At 40.4% G+C, this 20411-nt stretch carries 18 protein-coding genes; 3 read left to right on the forward strand and 15 right to left on the reverse strand.

Annotated elements, in window-relative coordinates; all coding sequences use genetic code 11:
* Positions 1 to 316: 316 nt before the first annotated feature.
* The 6 genes from B9A52_RS22450 to B9A52_RS22475 form a co-directional block, all read right to left on the reverse strand.
* Entirely contained in the window at positions 317 to 1474 is a 1158-nt protein-coding gene (locus B9A52_RS22450; RefSeq protein ID WP_172805265.1) for a T9SS type A sorting domain-containing protein, read from the reverse strand.
* On the reverse strand, positions 1455 to 1982 hold the full coding sequence (locus B9A52_RS22455; RefSeq protein WP_157370266.1) for a hypothetical protein: 528 nt from the start codon (positions 1980 to 1982) through the stop codon (positions 1455 to 1457). Before B9A52_RS22455 ends, B9A52_RS22450 begins: the two co-directional genes overlap by 20 nt.
* Positions 1983 to 1991: 9 nt before the next feature.
* Positions 1992 to 2399: a hypothetical protein gene (locus B9A52_RS26645; protein ID WP_084122839.1), complete on the reverse strand. Its 408-nt coding sequence runs from the start codon at positions 2397 to 2399 to the stop codon at positions 1992 to 1994.
* Positions 2400 to 2422: 23 nt separating this feature from the next.
* The gene (locus B9A52_RS22465) at positions 2423 to 2899 is read right to left on the reverse strand and encodes a hypothetical protein (protein WP_084122840.1); all 477 of its coding nucleotides are present in this window, start codon (positions 2897 to 2899) and stop codon (positions 2423 to 2425) included.
* A 666-nt stretch (positions 2900 to 3565) separates the two neighbouring features.
* Complete coding sequence (locus tag B9A52_RS22470) at positions 3566 to 5314, reverse strand: S8 family serine peptidase (protein WP_172805266.1); 1749 nt, start codon at positions 5312 to 5314, stop codon at positions 3566 to 3568.
* 542 nt (positions 5315 to 5856) lie between these two features.
* On the reverse strand, positions 5857 to 6237 hold the full coding sequence (locus B9A52_RS22475; protein WP_084122842.1) for a hypothetical protein: 381 nt from the start codon (positions 6235 to 6237) through the stop codon (positions 5857 to 5859).
* 544 nt (positions 6238 to 6781) lie between these two features.
* Between B9A52_RS22475 and B9A52_RS22480 the strand changes: the two genes are divergently transcribed.
* On the forward strand, positions 6782 to 7123 hold the full coding sequence (locus tag B9A52_RS22480; RefSeq protein WP_084120666.1) for a transposase: 342 nt from the start codon (positions 6782 to 6784) through the stop codon (positions 7121 to 7123).
* On the forward strand, positions 7123 to 8046 hold the full coding sequence (locus tag B9A52_RS22485) for a DDE-type integrase/transposase/recombinase (RefSeq protein ID WP_084120665.1): 924 nt from the start codon (positions 7123 to 7125) through the stop codon (positions 8044 to 8046). The genes B9A52_RS22480 and B9A52_RS22485 overlap by 1 nt, the downstream gene beginning before the upstream one ends.
* A gap of 293 nt (positions 8047 to 8339) precedes the next feature.
* On the opposite strand, the gene B9A52_RS22495 is transcribed toward B9A52_RS22485, so the two are convergent.
* From B9A52_RS22495 to B9A52_RS22510, 4 genes are all read right to left on the reverse strand, one after another.
* Positions 8340 to 10700, reverse strand: a complete 2361-nt coding sequence (locus B9A52_RS22495) for a S8 family serine peptidase (RefSeq protein WP_084122843.1) — start codon at positions 10698 to 10700, stop codon at positions 8340 to 8342.
* Positions 10701 to 10703: 3 nt separating this feature from the next.
* Entirely contained in the window at positions 10704 to 11123 is a 420-nt protein-coding gene (locus B9A52_RS22500) for a hypothetical protein (protein WP_084122844.1), read from the reverse strand.
* A complete protein-coding gene (locus B9A52_RS22505) occupies positions 11089 to 11649 on the reverse strand; it encodes a hypothetical protein (protein WP_084122836.1) in 561 nt (186 codons plus the stop codon). Before B9A52_RS22505 ends, B9A52_RS22500 begins: the two co-directional genes overlap by 35 nt.
* Before the next feature lie 732 nt (positions 11650 to 12381).
* Complete coding sequence (locus tag B9A52_RS22510) at positions 12382 to 14187, reverse strand: T9SS type A sorting domain-containing protein (RefSeq protein WP_172805267.1); 1806 nt, start codon at positions 14185 to 14187, stop codon at positions 12382 to 12384.
* Between the two features lie 424 nt (positions 14188 to 14611).
* Here B9A52_RS22510 and B9A52_RS22515 point away from each other — a divergent pair, with 424 nt between their 5' ends.
* Positions 14612 to 15430, forward strand: coding sequence for a hypothetical protein (locus tag B9A52_RS22515; RefSeq protein WP_157370268.1), 819 nt, complete (start codon positions 14612 to 14614; stop codon positions 15428 to 15430).
* A 183-nt stretch (positions 15431 to 15613) separates the two neighbouring features.
* On the opposite strand, the gene B9A52_RS22520 is transcribed toward B9A52_RS22515, so the two are convergent.
* The 5 genes from B9A52_RS22520 to B9A52_RS22540 form a co-directional block, all read right to left on the reverse strand.
* Positions 15614 to 15841, reverse strand: a complete 228-nt coding sequence (locus tag B9A52_RS22520; RefSeq protein WP_172805268.1) for a hypothetical protein — start codon at positions 15839 to 15841, stop codon at positions 15614 to 15616.
* A 59-nt stretch (positions 15842 to 15900) separates the two neighbouring features.
* Positions 15901 to 16320, reverse strand: coding sequence for a hypothetical protein (locus B9A52_RS22525; protein ID WP_084122848.1), 420 nt, complete (start codon positions 16318 to 16320; stop codon positions 15901 to 15903).
* Positions 16321 to 16829: 509 nt separating this feature from the next.
* Positions 16830 to 19115 carry a S8 family serine peptidase gene (locus B9A52_RS22530; RefSeq protein WP_084122849.1) on the reverse strand — a complete coding sequence of 762 codons (2286 nt, stop codon included), beginning with the start codon at positions 19113 to 19115 and terminating at the stop codon, positions 16830 to 16832.
* A complete protein-coding gene (locus B9A52_RS22535; RefSeq protein ID WP_084122850.1) occupies positions 19112 to 19615 on the reverse strand; it encodes a hypothetical protein in 504 nt (167 codons plus the stop codon). Before B9A52_RS22535 ends, B9A52_RS22530 begins: the two co-directional genes overlap by 4 nt.
* 158 nt (positions 19616 to 19773) lie before the next feature.
* A complete protein-coding gene (locus B9A52_RS22540) occupies positions 19774 to 20298 on the reverse strand; it encodes an META domain-containing protein (protein ID WP_157370269.1) in 525 nt (174 codons plus the stop codon).
* Between the last annotated feature and the right edge of the window lie 113 nt (positions 20299 to 20411).

Below are 20411 nucleotides of genomic sequence, written 5' to 3' on the forward strand. Positions count from 1 at the left end.
ATTACTATAAAATTAAGCGGAAATAATCGAGATGTTAAGGGTGATTTAATTTATTGTTAATGAGCTGTTTATCTGGATATCCATTGCTAAATTGATACTTCTTTCTCCGTAATTCCCAGAATTGGAGGGACTGTATCTTTGAAGGTGTTTTTGTCTCCACTAAAAATATTTATCCCTAATTTTGAAGGATAATACATGAATACATTTGGCTAAAGCCTTTGGAAAGCAACAGGCTTTTTTAACCGTCCAGCTAAAGCAGGACGCAATTCATTGTTTTCTTCCCTTCATCCTTTATCCCTCATCCTTTCTCCTTTCCCTACCTTTCCACCCTGATCTGTCTTCTAAGCAATGCATCTCTGTAGCGGATATGGACATAGTAGAAGCCCTTGGGGATGCGGCTGAGATCCAGGCTGGCCTCTTGATGGGCCTGCTTAGCCGGGATGAGTTCCCTGCCCTGACCGTCGAAGAGACTGACCTCAAAGTCCAGGTCAACATCCCTGCCACGGGTCTCCAAGTCCATACTGATATGAAGGATATCCGATGTGGGATTGGGGTAAAGGGTAAAATGCTCCCAAGGGTTATAGACGTAGATACCTATCTCGCTGCCCCTGGCACCACAGGGATTGACCACATCCAGTTCCAATGAATACAGCCCTGTCGCGCTGAAGGACAGGGTGATGGCATTGGTACCCTGATTGCCGATCCAATGATACCCGGAGGGGAATAAAGACCACTGATAATCCGTGATGCCCATATAGGGATTGCCGGTGGCAAAGTAGTTCTCCACCGTATTGATGGCCATCTCGTAGGGACCTTCTATATAGGATATGGCCCTACCGACCCAGAATTCGGTAGAGGATTCCACGGTTCCGCAATCACCTTCAATAGAAAAGGTCAAAGTGGCCTGTCCGGATGAGCCCCAGCTTGCAGGACTCAGGCTGGCATTTGTACCGTTACCCGATGTGCTGCCTGAGAACAGATGGGTTGGGGAGACCGACCAGCTGACCGTACTGCCCACTGGGACATTCTGTAGGGTAAAGGTATTGGTGGAACAAAGGTAGTCGGGACCGGAAATGGTTGAATTGACGCATTCGCATAGACAAGCGGCGTTTGCCACACTACTCCTTATCACATTGCCCGGTTGAGGACCGAAGCCAAGGTTGAAATTAACGCCCACACTTTGGTTGGTACAATAACTCATTATGGTACCTCCTTCGGGCGGTATGCCGGGTAGCGAACAAAAGCCAAATCCCACATCTTCTGTAGATTGACAACCATCTATGGCCGTATTGTCTCCATTCCAAGCACAGGCATGGGTATGATATGAACCGAACAGATGACCAAATTCATGTGCCATTATAAAGACAGATCCACTGTATGATGGAACCGTTTGATAACTGTTTTCGAGCATAGACACCGACAGTCTTTCAGAAACATCTGAATTACAAAGACCATTAAACCCTGCGGCCTGCAATGCCAGTCCCCCTAAATGTCAACAGCTGAGCAAGATCCCCATTGAATGCAGTCCTATGACTTTGAAATTGCTGCAAAAGGGTAAATGGATGTGTTGCTGTATAGGGATCTGGTGTTGTCCAAACAAAAATCTCGGAAATAGATGTTCCAACACCTTCATTTTGGTACAACGTGGCCATCTGGTTAAACACAGAGGTGACAAAGCTTTCCACCGAGGCCACACTTCCTCTCGTCTGGAAAATATCATGCTCCGTTTCAAGGTAAAGTCGGATACAAACGTCTTCCGAACTGATTGAAGATTTTGATGTTTGGGACAATACCTCCGGATCATACTGTTTGAAATCGTGATTATGGTTATGGTTCTCGCACCAAAATTCCATTTTCCTTTTCAAATTTTTATCATTATAAAAAACATGCACGCCACTTTTTTCATCAAATATCAAATTGAAATTTCCTTCATCCTTAGCAATCAAGCCTATCACCTCATTTTCCATAAAACTAATTGCCACCAAGCTGTTTCAATCGTCCTTCACAATTCCTCGGTAGTGCTTGATACCCTTGGAGGCTGACAACCTTTTTCCATCACTAGTCACTATCTCATAATTATAGAATGAAGCAGGGACTTCAAGCAGTTCGAGTTGAAGTTGCCCGGTTTTAAGGGGGAGGTTTAGGGAAACTGCTTCACTGAAACCATCATATATGTTTTTATCATAATGGAAAAAATCGACTTCCCCTAAGCTTTCGAAGTGATCCAGAATTTCCCGGATTTCCGGAGCTTGTGTAAAAGCAGATGGGATCGCTTGGAAGTCTAACTCAAGGGTTTTGGCATCCTGTACGCTTTTGTACAAAAGGTTCTCTTGACTAAAAACACTTGAAGATAAAAAGATGAAAGCAATAAGAGGCAAACTGTAAAGTAATTTTTTCATAATTGCGTTATTGGGATTAGAAATTATTCAATTCTTACAAAATGCAAAGTCGGACCATCCAGAGGTGAGGTGTCCAACGTCATATTTGTTGTCTTGATAGAGCATGCCCATCGTTCAAAATCACCTATTTTTATCCCCCTAAATGTTGCTGCGCCCGAATTATAGGGATCCCAAATGAGTTCATAATTATAATTTCCTTCCGAATGTCCTGCTTCTTTAACATCACTGCTTACCTCCAAAAAGCCATTTGGTTTAAAAAAATATAGAATATTATCGCATGAATAATCCGTAGTATCAATTCCTGTAGAAAAATTTATTTCCCTTCTCCATACCATTTTCCACTTCCCCACCACATTATCTTCTTGCCCGTCCACAGCCACCACAGGGCATTTAAGTTCACCTTGGGGCAATGCATCTTCCTGACAAGCCCCAAACAAAATCATACTTAAAAACATCAGTGCAAAAATTCCTTTTCTAAAGAATCCAAATTGAGCTACCATAATACCTTCTTTTTAATCCCAAACTAATTATCTATTCTTTCCCTCAAATCCATGACGTATCCAAAACCTTTTATGCTACAATCTAAAAGTAAATATTTTCAAAAACAATAATTAGTTGAAAAATTACTATAAAATTAAGTGGAAATAATCGAGATGTTAAGAGTGATTTAATTTATTGTTAATGAACGGTTTATAGGGATATCCATATCTAAATTGATACTTCTTTCTCCGTAATTCCCAGAATTGGAGGGACTGTTTCTTTGTAGGTGTTTTTGTCTCCACTAAAAATATTTATCCCTAATTTTGAAGGATAATCCATGAATACATTTGGCTAAAGCCTTTGGAAAGCGACAGGCTTTTTTAACCGTCCAGCTAAAGCAGGACGCAATTCATTTCCTTTAATTCCTTACTTCTCGCCATTGTTGGAAGGAAAATTAGATAGATCAACGATCCCCCAGACATAAAAATAATGACCTTAGCCGGACTTGGCATCAAATATTTAACCACAAAAGACGCAATGGATCCGCTAAGGTCTACGGAGATCTCCTGAATGAACCCCTAATTCAACCACTCCTCCCCTTTCTTGATTCCCCCATTAACAATTAGACAGTCTTTCTTGTGTCTTATATCTCGTGTCTCACATCTCAAGTCTCAAATCTCTTTCTCCTACCTTTCCACCCTAATCTGTCTTCTAAGCAATGCATCTCTGTAGTGGATATGGACATAGTAGAAGCCTTTGGGGATACGGCTGAGATCCAGGCTGGCCTCTTGATGGGCCTGCTTAGCCGGGATCAGTTCCCTGCCCTGACCGTCGTAGAGACTGACCTCAAAATCCTGGTCACCACCCCTGCCACGGGCTTCCAGGTCCAGACTGATATGGAGGATATCCGAGGTGGGATTGGGGTAAAGGGTAAAATGCTCCCATGGGTTATAGACGTAAATACCTATCTCGCTGCCCCTGGCACAACAGGGATTGACCACATCCAGTTCCAATGAATACAGCCCTGTCGCGCTGAAGGACAGGGTGATGCCATTGGTACCCTGATTGCCGATCCAATGATACCCGGAGGGGAACACAGACCACTGATAATCCGTGATGCCCATATAGGGATTGCCGGTGGCAAAGTAGTTCTCCACCGTATTGACGGCCATGTCGTAGGGACCTTCTATATAGGATATGGCCCTACCGACCCAGAATTCGGTAGAGGATTCCACGGTTCCACAATCACCTTCAATAGAAAAGGTCAAAGTGGCCTGTCCGGATGTGCCCCAGCTTGCAGGACTCAGGCTGGCATTTGTACCGTTACCCGATGTGCTGCCTGAGAACAGATGATTTGGGGAGACTGTCCAGCTGACCGTACTTCCCACCGGGGCATTCTGTAGGGTAAAGGTAGTGGTGGAACAGAGGTAGTCGGGACCGGAGATGGTGGGTAAGGCTGCCTGGACAGCGGCGTGGGCGTTTACACGGCCAAATCCAAAAGTATTATCAAACCCTATTGGCCCCATATCAGTGGCTGTCTGTTGTAAGATAGTTCTTACTTGTTCTTCTGTCAGATTTGGATTAACCGAGAGCATTAAAGCCGCAACACCTGCGACCTGAGGTGCGGCTGCTGAGGTGCCTCCGAATCTGTTGGTGTAATTACCATTTTCATATCCATTATTACCCATTCTATCAGTAGTTCTAACATTACCATTTAAATCAGTATCACCGGATGGAGCAACAAGGTCCATTTCGGGCCCTGTGTTACTATAATTCCAAATTTGTCCATTATTATTAATTGCACCCACAGTAATAACTCCATTAATATTTCTGGGAAATGATATGCAGCTCCCATGATTACCGGAAGAAAAAACCACAATTGAACCAAGACCTCCCCTTCCCTGATCTCTTGCCCTATCATATGCATCAATAATATTGTTAAAATCAACCCCTGTAAGAGTACAGTTTCCTGGCCCCAATCCCCATGAATTACTTAGTATATCTGCCAACCCTTCGTCCCAAGCCCAATCAACTGCATCAGCTATATCAATTAAATCTGCAGCGACACCCAAAATTCTCACTGGTATTATATTGGTATAAGGTGCTACTCCTTTAATTCCCAATTCATTATTATGCGTAGCTGAAACTATACCTGCACATGCCTGCCCATGGGCCGAACCAGCACCAGGTGCCCCAAAACCTGTAGGGTTTCCAATAGTATGCCCTAACAAAACCCTACCATCAAAGTCTTCATGATTTTCAACACCATCATCAAGAATTGCGACATTGATGTTACATTCACCAGAAAAAGTACCAATACTATTCCATGCTCCCAAAACATTAATATCAATTCCAACTGTCCCACCAAATTGTCCTGTATTATTCAAATAATATTGTTCAGGATATAAAGGATCATTATCATGCTGCAGCTCCACTATAAAATTTGGATGGCAGTATTCAGTCAAATTACTCTCATATATTTCATTCGAAACAGGTATTAAATTTGAATAATTGTTTAATGTTATAATATAAACCCCATACCTGTTCTTGTAAAAAGAAGAAAAATAGTTGCTAAATTTTCGATTAATTTCAGAAAAATCCCTATCTGATTTGGGTTTTAAAATAATTTTATCAGTTGGATAAAGGGGTGTATTATTAGATTTAAAAATTGGTGTGTAATACTCTATCGAACTAGAGTTATTAAGGATTTCTTCTAATTTACTTGGATCATAATCAGTAATATTAATTATGGCTATTTTCTTTTCCTCCATAAGTATATTCTTGTGCGTTGTTTTGTTATCTTTGAATAAATCCCAAGTACTTTTGAAATCATGATCTTCCTTAAACTTGATTAATAAAATCGAAGTATCCTTAACGATAGAGATTTTCCTATCCGAAGACCAGTAATAATCTTGGGAAAACGAGTTGTTTCCAAAAACAACTGTTAAATAACAAACTAATAGCAAAACAAATTTTTTCACAAACAATTATTTTTGGAAATCCTGATCAAATTATAGGTGGGTGCAGTAAGATATAAATCCTGACAGAAATAAGAATCCTTTTCAACTGGAATTTCACTTATTTCAAAGTATATTATGTCTCCAACTTGCCAGTAATCTTCATTCGGAAGTCTAAGACTCATTATTACATTGAAATATGTTTTGTTGGTGATTGTAACCGAGGCCACTTCAATTTCTTCGTCTTTTAGTTCTGCAACATCAATCAAAAATCCTTCATTAGTACATCCGTTTCCAATTATAACCCCAGATAGACAATTTCTACTTACAGGTTTAGTGCTATCCGTACAACTAAAACCCATAATCAATACCGATAACAATAAAATCAATAAATTTTTCATAACTAATTTTTATAGGATATAAATGAAACACATAAAATACAGTTCATTCCAGATTATTTTATTTTATTCATCATTTGATTATCTATTAATACTCATCAAGACGTAGCCAAAACCCAATATGCTACAATCTAAACCCAAATATTTTCAAAAACAATAATTAGTTGAAAAATCACTATAAAATTAAGTGGAAATAATCGAGATGCTAAGACTGATTTAATTTATTGTTAATGAGCGGTTTATAGGGATATCCAAATCTAAATTGATACTTTTTTCTCCGTCATTCCCAGAATTGGAGGGACTGTCTCTTTGAAGGTGTTTTTGTCTCCACTAAAAATATTTATCCCTAATTTTGAAGGATAATCCATGAATAAATTTGGCTAAAGCCTTTGGAAAACGACAGGCTTTTTTAACCGTCCAGCTAAAGCAGGACGCAATTCATTCTTGTGAATCCTTTTCCTCCTCCAGCCAACAGGTCATCCTTCTGTTCTCTCATGATATAGGTTGACACCAAAATTGTGGATAAATTTCTTAAATTGAAATTATCATGACAATAGATGAGAGGCGGAGAAGGCGTTTCAGCGAAGAATTCCGTAAAGAACAAGTCTGTCTGATCGAGAGTGGCCGGGTCTCAATAATTGAGGTAAGTAGGCTGCATGAGGTCAAGGTGGAGAGTGTGAAAAGATGGTTGGTCCGTTTCGGTAAGAAGAAGCTTCCAGAGAAGATAATTGTGACTACTGGCAGGGACATTGACAGACTGCGTGAACTTGAGAAGGAAAACCGCAGGTTGCTTGAGCTTATCGGCAGACAGCAAGTTGAACTTGTCTACCAGAAGGAACTGATCATTCTGGCCGAGGAAAAACTTGGAGAAAATTTCAAAAAAAAGTAATGGTCCCGTTGCTGATGTCGCTCAGGGGAAGTCTGTCAGTGCATGGGATTCCAATGGAAAGATTCTACAGCTATGTCGGCATAAGCCGGCAGGGTTTTTCGAAGGCCGCCCAGCGGTACAAGGAGGAGTGCCGGATGGTTGGGGAGTTTGCCGTACTGGTAAAGTCTTACAGACTGGAGAAAGATAGAAGGGCGGGTTCGAGATCTGTTTTCCACAACCTTGGGATCAAATCCGGGTATGGCATCGGGACAAACAAATTCGAGCGTCTCATGTCGTCAAATGGACTGGTGCTTCCGGCGCTGAACACGAGGATTGTCACCACAAAGTCTTCAATGCAGAGCTGGAACTATCCCAATCTGCTCAATGGACTGACTATCAACGATATAAATATGGCCGTGGTAGGTGATCTGACTTATATCAATATCTGTGGGAGGCGCTATTTTCTTTTCTGCCTGACCGATATTTACAGCGCAAGGATAGTCGGTTCCGGTTTTGGGGAAAGTATGAGGGCAGAGGATGCGAAATCCGCACAGGACCAATGGGTCGGACTCAGAGGGAAGGAGAACCTGATGGACTGCATCCACCACACAGATGGCGGGACCCAATATTTCTCGGCCCTCTACCTCGGAGGCCTAAATAAACTGGGAGTCCGCGTAAGCTGTGCAAAAAACTGTCTGATGAACGGATATGCCGAGCAGAGGAACGGACTGATCAAACACCATCTGGTGCCTACCATAAAGGCATGGGAAAAAGCAGGTCTGAAAAGAGAATTCGAAAGGATCATACATGTTTACAACTATGAGAGAAAACAGGAAGGCCTGGGGTGGCTCAGTCCTGTGGAGTTCGAGAAAAAGATTTCGGGCTTGTCTGAAAAACCCGGTCACACCCTATATGATTTCGGTCAAAATAAAAATGGGTTTTAGGAGGCATGAAGCGACCAAAAAGAGCCTTGAAAAAAGAGCAGCCCAAAAAAGTTTAGGCTGCCCATGGCCTCTGGCCTTTTCAGTCGATCAGGATCATTCCTTGAAAGGTTGCTCCCCAGCAGAGCCCTTCTCCGCTTATCCTGATAAATTAAATATAATTCCTACTTTTGGTTTTCACCAGAAAAGTTATCAACAAGGTTTGGGGTTTAGGTAGGGAACCTGTCAACCTATATCATGAAAGTTCATTCATCCAAACATCTCAATTCTAAAATCAAAAATCTAAAATCGCCCCCCTATCTCTCCACCCTGATCTGCCTTCTAAGCAGTGCATCTCTGTAGCGGATATGCACATAGTAGAAACCTTTGGGGATGCGGCTGAGATCCAGGCTGGTCTCTTGATGGGCCGGCTTAGCCGGGATGAGTTCCCTGCCCTGACCGTCGTAGAGGCTGACCTCAAAGTCCTGGTCAGCACCCTTGCCAAGGTCTTCCGGGTCAAGACTGATATGGAGGATGTCCGATGTGGGATTAGGGTAAAGGGTAAAATGCTCCCAGGGGTTATAGACGTAAATACCTATCTCGCTGCCCCTGGCCCCGCAGGGATTGACCACATCCAGTTCCAATGAATACAGCCCTGTAGTGCTGAAGGACAGGGTGATGCCATTGGTACCCTGATTGCCGATCCAATGATACCCGGAGGGGAACACAGACCACTGGTAATCCGTGATGCCCATATAGGGATTGCCGGTGGCAAAGTAGTTCTCCACCGTATTGACGGCCATCTCGTAGGGACCTTCTATGCTGGATACGGCCCTGCCGACCCAGAATTCGGTAGAGGATTCAATGACTCCACATCCACCATCTATGGAAAAAGTCAAAGTGGCCTGTCCGGATGAGCCCCAGCTTGCAGGACTCAGGCTGGCATTTGTACCGTTACCTGATGTGCTGCCTGAGAACAGGTGGGTAGGTGAGACCGACCAGCTTACCGTACTGCCTGCCGGGGCGTTCTGTAGGGTAAAGGCATTGGTGGAACAGAGGTAGTCGGGGCCGGAAATGGTGGGTAAGGCTGCCTGGACGGCTGCTAGAGCATTTAAACGGCCAAAACCGAAAGTATTATCAAAACCGCTTGGCCCCATATCCGTTGCAGTTTGCTGTAAAATGGTTCTCACTTGGGCTTCGGTCAAGTTTGGGTTAACAGAGAGCATTAATGCTGCAACTCCAGAAACTTGGGGGGCGGCAGCTGAGGTTCCCCCAAAGGTATCCGTATAATTTCCATTGTCATAGCCGAGATTCCCCATCCTGTCTGTGGTGACTACATCACCATTACCCCCCAAATTTCCAGAGGGAGCTACCAAATCCATTTGCGGCCCCCGACTACTATAATTCCATATATCCCCGTTTCTGTAAATGGCACCTACAGTAATCACTCCGTTCACGTTAGCAGGAAAAGTTACGCCGTTAAAGCAGTTGTTGCACTCAGGTCGCGAATGAGAATTTCCCGATGCAAAAACCACCACGCTTCCCAGTCCACCTCTACCCTGGGTTCTGGCACGGTTTATAGCAAAGGTGATTTCATCAAAATTAGCTCCTTGGGCAACGAAACCCCAGGAATTACTTAATATCTCCGCCTCACCATCATCCCAAGCCCAATCTATCGCATCAGCCAAATCATCAATATCTTCATTAAAAACAACCCATTGATTACCAAAAGGGTCGGTAACAATGTCCCAGTCATTGAATATATTCACTGGAATAATTTGTGTACACGGTGCCACACCCGCTATACCCAAATTGTTGTGAGTTGCTGAAATAATACCGGCACATGCTTGGCCATGACCAATTATATGTAGATTCGCAGGTGGAGGAGGCGCTACTGGTGCTCCAAATCCCGTATTATTTGTAGGCGTAAATCCAGGTAGAACTCTCCCATCAATATCTTCATGGTTTTCAACACCGTCATCAATAACAGCCACCCTTACTTCCCTGACACCCTGGGTAATGCCCCAAGCCTGGGGGGCATTGATATCAATATTGTTTCCCTGATTCAAATAGTATTGATCAGGATAAAGTGGATCGGTTGGAACCACCTGATATCTTTCTACAGAGGCTTTAAAATTTGGGTGACAGTAACTGACAAGATCACTTTCGTAAATCAAATTAGCGAGGCTAATAACATTATTCCAGTCTCGAATTAATACTTTAAAGGTATTATACCTCCTTGTTACAAAAGAATTGTATTCACCTTCTATCAAGTGAAGGATACTATCGATGGTAACTCCTGGCTTTGCTTGAAGCAGTATCTCTCCGTTAATAAAAATGGGGGGGTCTTCACCCTCGAAATTAAGACCATACGCTGCAGATTCAATTTCAGGAATTTCCACTTTTATGCTGTCAATATCCAAAGGTATCGTTTTGGATTTGATTATGATTTCTCCATTTACTGTTTTACTCGCAGAAAAAGATAAATCAGCTTTTTGAATTCTTGAAGTTAAAGCCTGTAAGTCTGTCCCAAGCTTTGTCTTTACAAGCATCGAGTTTTTATCAACTGACAAGTAATGCTTTTTCCCATCAGACCAGTAATAAAGTTTTTCTTTGTTTACCGATGACACTATTACGAATAAAAGCAATAAACTAAAAAAGAGTAGAATGTTTTTCATTTTTCACGGACAATATTCGGTTGAATAATCGGTAATAACTATCATAGGAACGGCCAAAGGAGCGAGATTTGCCGGGCAAATTAGATTAGCATATGTTGAGTCTTGTTCTGCATTAAAGAATCTATAGCTGAAATATATTATTTCTTCAGATAATGCCCCACCTGGATATTGTATAACATTTTGATACTGCTCACCTTCCCATCTAATTTCTTCACCCTTTAAAGTACCTGAAAGCACCTGTATAACATTTACGTTGTAGCAGGACTGATACCCTATCACTTTACCCTGTACACATTCTGGCAATGATTCATCTTCACATCCAAAAATGCTAAGGATCAGTAGTATGATTGCAGTTATTTTTATGGAATTTTTCATATCCTGTTCTATATTATTTAACCTCAAAATCAATCCTAAATTTTCCATGAAAGGCTTCGTACAGGGCAAAAGTGATCTCCTGCTCGAATTCCACAAAGTATTTTCCCGGAGTTAGTGCATCCCTTTCATGGTAGAAGATTTGCCAATTGTCAAACATATAGGTCTTTTCATTATCCCCTTTCCAGGACATTCGTATAACCATTTCTCCTTTGGCCGGAAGATGCCTTCCCCATCTAGAATCCCTCATGTATTTGGGTGTATGGGGAGTGCCGATTTCTACAATACCACCATTGGGCATTTCGGAACTCGGGGGAATAATTCTGTAAACCGTAAACATTTGGCGGTAATTAAAATGACTGTCGAAATACCACGTTACGGATTCATCTAATCGATTGATGATCCTATAGTCAAAAAGGATATCCTCCCCTTCAATAAAAGAAGTAGACGGTTCTCCGGTGTCATTGAGTAACTGAAACCGTACTTCCACAGGATGGTTTGGCGATTCTTTGTCAAAGCACGAAAAAGCCAAAATAAGGATTAAGAGTGGCATAATGGTAAAGGCAAATTGTCTCATAACTTCCGTTGTTTAGGTGGGACAAAATTTCATAGCTATGACGTATCCAAAACCCAATATGCTACAATCTAAACCCAATTATTCTCAAAAACAATAATTAGTTGAAAAATTACTATAAAATTAAGCGGAAATAATCGAGATGTTAAGGCTGATTTAATTTATTGTTAATGAGCGGTTTATATGGATATCCATATCTAAATTGATACTTCTTTCTCCGTCATTCCCAGAATTGGAGGGACTGTTTCTTTGTAGGTGTTTTTGTCTCCACTAAAAATATTTATCCCTAATTTTGAAGGATAATCCATGAATACATTTGGCTAAAGCCTTTGGAAAGCGACAGGCTTTTTTAACCGTCCAGCTAAAGCAGGACGCAATTCATTTCCTTTAATTCCTTACTTCTCGACATATTTGGAAGGAAAATTAGATAGATCAACGATCCCCCAGACATAAAAATAATGACCTTATCCGGACTTGGCATCAAATATTTAACCACAAAAGACGCAATGGATCCGCTAAGGTCTACGGAGATCTCCTGAATGAACCCCTATTTCAACCACTCCTCCCCTTTCTTGATTCCCCCATTTACAATTAGACAAGCTTTCTTGTGTTCCCGATTCTCGGGACAGGCTTTATGTCTTATGCCTGTCTGCCTTCCGGAATGTCCCCCATCATCCTAACTGCTATCTCATTTTTAATTCTAAAATCTAAAATCAAAAATCTAAAATCGCCCCCCTATCTCTCCACCCTGATCTGCCTTCTAAGCAGTGCATCTCTGTAGCGGATATGGACATAGTAGAAGCCCTTGGGGATGCGGCTTAGGTCCAGGCTGGTCTGCTGATGGGCCAGCTTTGCAGGGATAAGTTCCCTGCCCTGACCGTCGTAGAGACTGACCTCAAAGTCCTGGTCACCACCCCTGCCACGGGTCTCCAAGTCCATACTGATTTGGAGGATGTCCGATGTGGGATTGGGGTAAAGGGTAAAATGCTCCCAGGGGTTATAGACATGGACAGGCATTTCCGTGCCCATCACCCCACAGGGATTGGTGACATCCAATCCGAGGGAGTAAAACCCGGGGAAGCTGATGGTGAGTGTGATGCCGGGCATCCCCTGCCCATAGATCCAATCGTATCCCGAAGGATAGACCGACCATTGGTAATCCGTGATGCCCATAAGGTGCAACATGCCTGTATAGGGAAAAAACCCTTCCGCATAATAGGCCTCCACGGTATTGGTTGGCATATCGTAAGGGCCTATGATATCCGCGCGTGCCTTGCCCACCCAGAAAGATTGCTGCACCTCCACTTCCCCGCAATCTGTATCTATCGCAAAGGTTATGGTCGCCTGTCCCGAGGCAGTGGAACCGGAAGGACTGAGGGGTGCAGAACTGCTACTGCCGGATGTACTGCCAGAGAACAGATGGGTTGGGGAGACTGTCCAAGCAACGGGAAGGTCTAAAGGTGCATTTATTAGATTAAAAGAAGAAGTCGAACATAAATAATCTGGACCTGAGATTGATGAAAAAACCTTATCAACAGGATTGTCAATCAAGGTATTCATCGCGACAATCCCTTCATTTCCTGGATCTAAAAATTGACAAAGGACAGGCCAGGATTTGCTAATCCTTACAGAATAAGTGTCAATGTTTTGAAAATTTGAACAGGTTAGTACTTGTTCCGCACTTCTTAAGGAACCTATTACTCTTTTAAATTGATTAAATGTAGGACTACCAGAGCTGTTGGTTTCCGGGAAGCCGTTATTTAAATTATATTTCCAGACATTATATGATGTCCCAGGCTCTACTATTGGAATTGCCAAACCTCCTTCCATGTATTTTTGAACATCTCCTTTGGGATGATGCACTCCGTATGTTTTTGTAATCGGTTCATCAATAATACTCCATCCTAAATATGATACAGGATTAGTTGAAAATATTTGACTAGTCCCTGGATTAGTTTGCAGCTCGATTAATCGAAGATCATTTGAAGGGTCTAGTACAAGTGGTATTGCACCTTGTACGAAATAAGCCACGGGTCCTTCGATTGAATTATTACATTGAGGACTCTTATAGTGAAAAATCAATTTGAGATCAGGTGTCATATATCCTGCAATTCCATGAATCATACTAAGAAATAAGGGTCTTTTATCCTGAAAACCGTTATTAATTAAATAGCCAGTTCCGTGAATCCCTATATTGTTAAATTCGTCTAAGGGATCCGTGTAGGTAATTAATGCTACAGCTCTCGACTCATCATTAAAATCTGGAAAACAAACAATATTTTCTAAACATGAGGAAGAACAATCAAAACCATAACAATTTGACCTCCCTTCAAATACTGTTTTTCTTACACCAAAAAAATCATACACTATATGTCCAACTCGTGAAATAACCAAATTACTTTTTTCAATTTCATTTTGTGCTTCAATCAATAAAACCCTTATTTTATCCCCAGGAATAAATCCTGGGTCAAAATCAATATTTCTAGAAACATTCTCAACAGTGATAGGACCAAGTACAAAAGATTCGGCATCATTTATCACAAACAATTTTGCACTACGAGAGAGTTTAATTTGACTAAAATTCAAACTTAATGTGTTCGAATTTGGAGAGAAAATTTCAATCTCCTTGATTGCTGTATTTTCAAAAGTTTGAAATGGAATTGTATCGAAATTAATATTTAAAACTAAATTCTTACCTATATTTAATGGATCTAAAATTGATTCCTTTTCATTTATACTTTTTAAAATTTCAATAACCACAGAATCTTTATTAGGAAACTCAGGTATAATTGGAATATTTTGTTTTGAAATTTTCTTTGGAATCAATTGTGAATCCATTTTTTCAACCTTAACTTGACCAAATACGCTAGTATTTGCTAGGTAACAAAAGAATAATATTATAAAATTTTTCATATAATTTGTAATTAAAAACTATAAATACTAATTTAGTTAAAAATCTATGAAAATGAAATCACTTGTTAAAAAGATAATTTTCTCATTAAGTCTTTTTATAGTAGGATGTTCATTAAACAATGAATCCGATCCCAATATTGACTCGGATCAACTTAGTGTCTTAAAAGAGGATGAATTAAGGGAAGTGTTTGCTCTGCATACACATTCGCCTAACGGTAAGCTTCATATGGCAATTACCTATGGGGGTAATTCGGATAAGACGGTATCTTCCCGAGAAATTTTTTATCCAATCAATGGCCTTTCTAACTATCATATTTTCAGAAATGGTACTGGGGACACCACTGGTTTGGCCCTTAATTTTTTAGAAGATGATGAAATTGTCTCTTCTTCCTATTTTGCTTTTCGAGAGGGTAAAGTGGATTGGGAGTTTACCCGGGAAATGGAATATAATAGTGACGGATTGATCGACAGAATGTATACTTCAAACCAGTCAAGGAGTAGGGAATTGGTTTCGATTTACCATTATGATTCACAAAACAGGCTTTTGGAGATTGAATATCCATATGAACATGGCGCAGAGTTGCTTGTGTATTCATATGATGACGATGGGAAAATAATCAGTGAATGGAAAACTGCAAGAGGACAGGAAGATTATAAGGTTGACCATTTTATCTACAGATACAACAACGACCTTCTTATGGCAAAGGAGACAGGTCCCGGTGGAGTTTTCAGTGAGGAAAGAAAAGACGCTTTGCGTTATTTTTACGATCCAAGCGACAGGTTGATTTTGGAAAAAAGATTTGATCCTAATTTTGGTTTCCAGCAAATTGGAAGAGTTGAATATACTTATTTTGATTCTTTAAACAATTGAAATTCAACTCACTTGCATAAATAAACAACTAGTCATACTTCCTGCACAGCCCAATATTTCCAATTATTAGGAGTTGAAGTAACAGAGGAAGTCGGAGCAGTTTATTTTTACTACCGATCCCAAAGTTTTATAGATGGATTTGCATCCATCAATACACCCAAATCGCATTTCATTGTTTTAAATTTAGTTTGGGTCTGCAGCCTTTATTATTGAAAAGGAAAAATCAAGATCATCCCGTGATTTCTCTATTGCCCCCAAAGAATTTTTGTTTTGAAAATAAAGAATGTCTTCTTCTTTGATTCCCATCTGTGTTAAATCGAACTTGTTTATAATTGATTCAAATTTTACAAAATATTGCCCTTTCTGTTTAATCAAAGACGTTTTCTTGTTTTTGAGATAATAATAATCCATTTTTTCTTGGGCCAATATGGATTGGGTCTGTCCAAAAAAAAGTAAAAAGAATAGTAATCTTAAAGCCATAGGATTTCAATTTTGGGTTCAGGGATTTCAACCTGTAAAGTGACAAATGCAAGTTTAAAGACATCAACAGTTAGAAATGGAGTTTTGATAACTTCGATTTCAATACTAAACAGTCCATCACATGATTCTAAAAGTCTGATTTCCTGAATATAGGGATAATAATTTCCCGGAGGAACTTTGATTACCAATACATAGCTTGTAGTAAAATCAACTTCAGGATTTTCGGGTAGGCAATCTGTAAAAATGCTGTATTGGTCTTCGTTTGTAATTTTCCGGACTCCATCTTCATCCAATCCCAAATCCGCATTTTTAAGGCATGTACCATCATAAACCCAAAATGAATCCGAATTAATTTCTTGACTAAAACATTCCATCGGATCGGGAGAATTGACACATGCCAAACAAAACATTAAAATGATAATCTTAAAGCAGCTCATGCTCGAGTACAATAAAGTTGGTTTCTTAAATATTCTGGAATGCATTGGATAAATAGTTATATATGCTAGAAAAACTATTAATGTATCTTAGTTTCAGGACGCAGTAAACTATTAATATGCTACAATTTAAACTCAATTATTCTCAAAAACAATAATTAGTTGAAAAATTACTATAAAATTAAGCGGAAATAATCGAGATGTTAAGGGTGATTTAATTTATTGTTAATGAGCTGTTTATCTGGATATCCATTGCTAAATTGATACTTCTTTCTCCGTAATTCCCAGAATTGGAGGGACTGTATCTTTGAAGGTGTTTTTGTCTCCACTAAAAATATTTATCCCTAATTTTGAAGGATAATACATGAATACATTTGGCTAAAGCCTTTGGAAAGCAACAGGCTTTTTTAACCGTCCAGCTAAAGCAGGACGCAATTCATTGTTTTCTTCCCTTCATCCTTTATCCCTCATCCTTTCTCCTTTCCCTACCTTTCCACCCTGATCTGTCTTCTAAGCAATGCATCTCTGTAGCGGATATGGACATAGTAGAAGCCCTTGGGGATGCGGCTGAGATCCAGGCTGGCCTCTTGATGGGCCTGCTTAGCCGGGATGAGTTCCCTGCCCTGACCGTCGAAGAGACTGACCTCAAAGTCCAGGTCAACATCCCTGCCACGGGTCTCCAAGTCCATACTGATATGAAGGATATCCGATGTGGGATTGGGGTAAAGGGTAAAATGCTCCCAAGGGTTATAGACGTAGATACCTATCTCGCTGCCCCTGGCACCACAGGGATTGACCACATCCAGTTCCAATGAATACAGCCCTGTCGCGCTGAAGGACAGGGTGATGGCATTGGTACCCTGATTGCCGATCCAATGATACCCGGAGGGGAATAAAGACCACTGATAATCCGTGATGCCCATATAGGGATTGCCGGTGGCAAAGTAGTTCTCCACCGTATTAACGGCCATCTCGTAGGGACCTTCTATATAGGATATGGCCCTGCCGACCCAGAATTTGGTAGAGGAATCAACGGTTCCACAATCACCCTCAATAGAAAAGGTCACAGTGGCCTGTCCGGATGTGCCCCAGCTTGCAGGACTCAGGCTGGCGTTTGCCCCGTTACCCGATGTGCTGCCTGAGAACAGGTGGGTGGGTGAGACCGACCAGCTTACCGTACTGCCCACTGGGACATTCTGTAGGGTAAAGGTATTGGTGGAACAAAGGTAGTCGGGACCGGAAATGGTGGGTAAGGCTGCCTGGACGGCTGCTAGAGCATTTACACGGCCATAGCCCATTTCGCTGTTCCAAGTTAGGTTAGGGTTTTGTCCAGCACTTAATGTATAGGTATATCCACCTACTTTATCAGCTGTACTCTCTATTATATTTCTGACCTCTTGTTGAGTTAGGCCGGGATTGACGGAAAGTATCATAGCTGCGATTCCGGATACATGAGGTGCAGCAAAGGATGTACCGGAAACAGTCGCATAGCCATCATCCAATGTTGTAGTCCTGATATCTACCCCAGGGGCTACCACATCAATACCTGTACCATAGTTTGAAAATGAAGCCCTTTGGTCGTTTCTATTTGTAGCACCGACTGCAATTACATTAGGATTTGTTGAAGGGTAAGCAATAGAGTTGTCAAAATCATTACCAGTTGCAAAAACAATGATTGATCCTAATCCATTTCTACCATTGATGACTGCATTTTCAATAGCATCATCAATAACTTCATATTGAACACTTGAGCCCCAAGAATTATTTATTATACTTGCTTCATTTTGCCAAGCCCAGTTAATTCCGTCTGCACGTGCAATCCTTGAACCTGGAACTCCCATCAAACTGTTAGCTATATCCATTATAGGACTATCTGGGCTTACACCTGCAATACCATAGGAATTGTTTGTTTCCGCTCCAATAATTCCACCTACTCTCATGCCATGATTTCCATAAGGGGGAATTCCAGCCTCTGTATTAAAACTTAAGGGCAGGATGTTGTTCAAATCTTCGTGCGGTTGAAGTCCTTGGTCCAATATTGCAACAATTATGTCTTCGCAACCAGTAGTAATTTCCCATGCAGGACATATATTTATATCTGCTCCTGCTGTTCCTCCATTCTGCCCGGTATTTAACAATGACCATTGGGTATTGAATTGGAGGTCATTTACGCAAGCAAAAATATTGTCCTCCAAAAAATCGGGCTGAACAGATTTAAATAGTCCTGTTTCAAAGAAATAATTGGCTATTTCCAATGCATTTCTGTCTGATTTACCTGAACATGCCAAAAGATACCATAAAGGCATAAACCGATCATTGCCCAAAATCTCTACATGATGTACTCTAGCTATCGAGTCCAATACTTCAATATCTTCCTGACTATTAAGCTTTACATATAGCAAATGGGTTAATCCGACCTCTTTGCCACTTTCTGCTTTAAAGTATGGTCCTACGTAATAGTTGGTCAACTGTTTAAGGAGATTCGGCTTTCTCGGGTCAGAAATTACAGCCCAATGAATTTCCCTGTTAATATTGGGTCTACTTTGCAAATATTGGGTAAGGTAAGAACTTTGGAATTCATCTATTTGGTCACTTTTTATTTGCAGAAGTTCTGAAAACCCCTTTTGGTCAATATTCTTATCGACAAGAACGTATTTCTTACTTTCCATCAACTCCAATGGTTGCTTTTCCCCATTGTAGTAATAATAGTGCTGACCATATAGGGAAAAAATTACCAAATACGTCAAAATGAATGAAAATATATTTTTCATAGATCCAAGTTTATTATATCGAATTTCAAATCATATTTTACATATTCTATTGGCAAGGCAACAAAAAAGTAAACATCTGTAATTGCCATGCAGTCTTGTGGCTGGATAATCACTTTAACCTTGAGATTGTCACACCAATTTTCTGCAACCAATTCATTAAGATGTCCGCATTTATAAGACTTTATTCTTCCTCCAAAAATAAATTCCTGATCAAAATCAATATCAGGTAAGGAAGAACCACAGGAAAGCCATTCTACCAATTCATTTTGTGATCTGATCTTAAATGTTACTTGATCCTGCTCTGTCAGCTTTTTTAAAGTGCAATTAAAGTCATCGACAAAGAGAGCCGTAATGTCTGAACCTACAGGAGTGGAATCTTCGCATATTTGATTATTTTGTTCCATACAAGAAATCGATAAAATCACAACCAAAAATGTTAAAGCACAAATTTTTACTTTCCTTACCTGATACAGTTTAATTTGATTTTTTTTTATACTCATGATCTTAAATTAAATGGAAATTAAAAACAAGACGGATCAAAATTTCAATATGTCTCAAAATAATGATTTTTTTTTAAAAATGAAAATTTAGTTGTTTTTCAAATCAGGTTTAGGGATTATTTTCCTATAAAAAAATCTTTGATGTCTTTACAATTATCTCACCGCCGATGTCTGTGTCTGAACAGCATATAATGTCTCCGATCGTTTTCAGAATAAAAAATCTTTAATCCTTTGGATTCAACCTTTCCCATGTCCGCATTCTTAAGACTACTGGTCATGTAAAAGCCATCGCCTGACTCTAAGGCATAACTTAAAACATAAAACTCTAATAATTCAAACTGATTATTAGAGAAATTATGAAACTTTCCAGACAATAAATTATTAGATGAACGCCCTTCTATGGTTCCATCTTCAAAAAACTCCAACCATAGCTGCGAATCCGTTTCACTTGGTTCAGCTATCCTGATCCTTTCACTCCCTTCTTCCCCAAAACCTAGAAGCCTCCATCTGGTGCCCACTAGGGGAAAGGTGTCGCTTTCAGGAAGATTCTCAATGTCAGATAAGGACAAAAATATTTCCTTTGCCTGTTCCAAGTCCTGACATGAACCGAACAGGGTCATCCCACTGATTAAGAGCATCAAACAGCTGAATTTCCCGAAATTTAATCCTCCGTTCTTCATCATCTTATTTCAATTTTAAATTATAAGCTCTAAAACCAGAATAATTCTTCTTTTATCTTAGACGAAAGTCAAGGTCATTTCGCTACAAATTAAGGCAAATCATTTTCAAAAACAAT

This window comes from Aquiflexum balticum DSM 16537, assembly GCF_900176595.1.
Lineage (GTDB): Bacteria > Bacteroidota > Bacteroidia > Cytophagales > Cyclobacteriaceae > Aquiflexum > Aquiflexum balticum.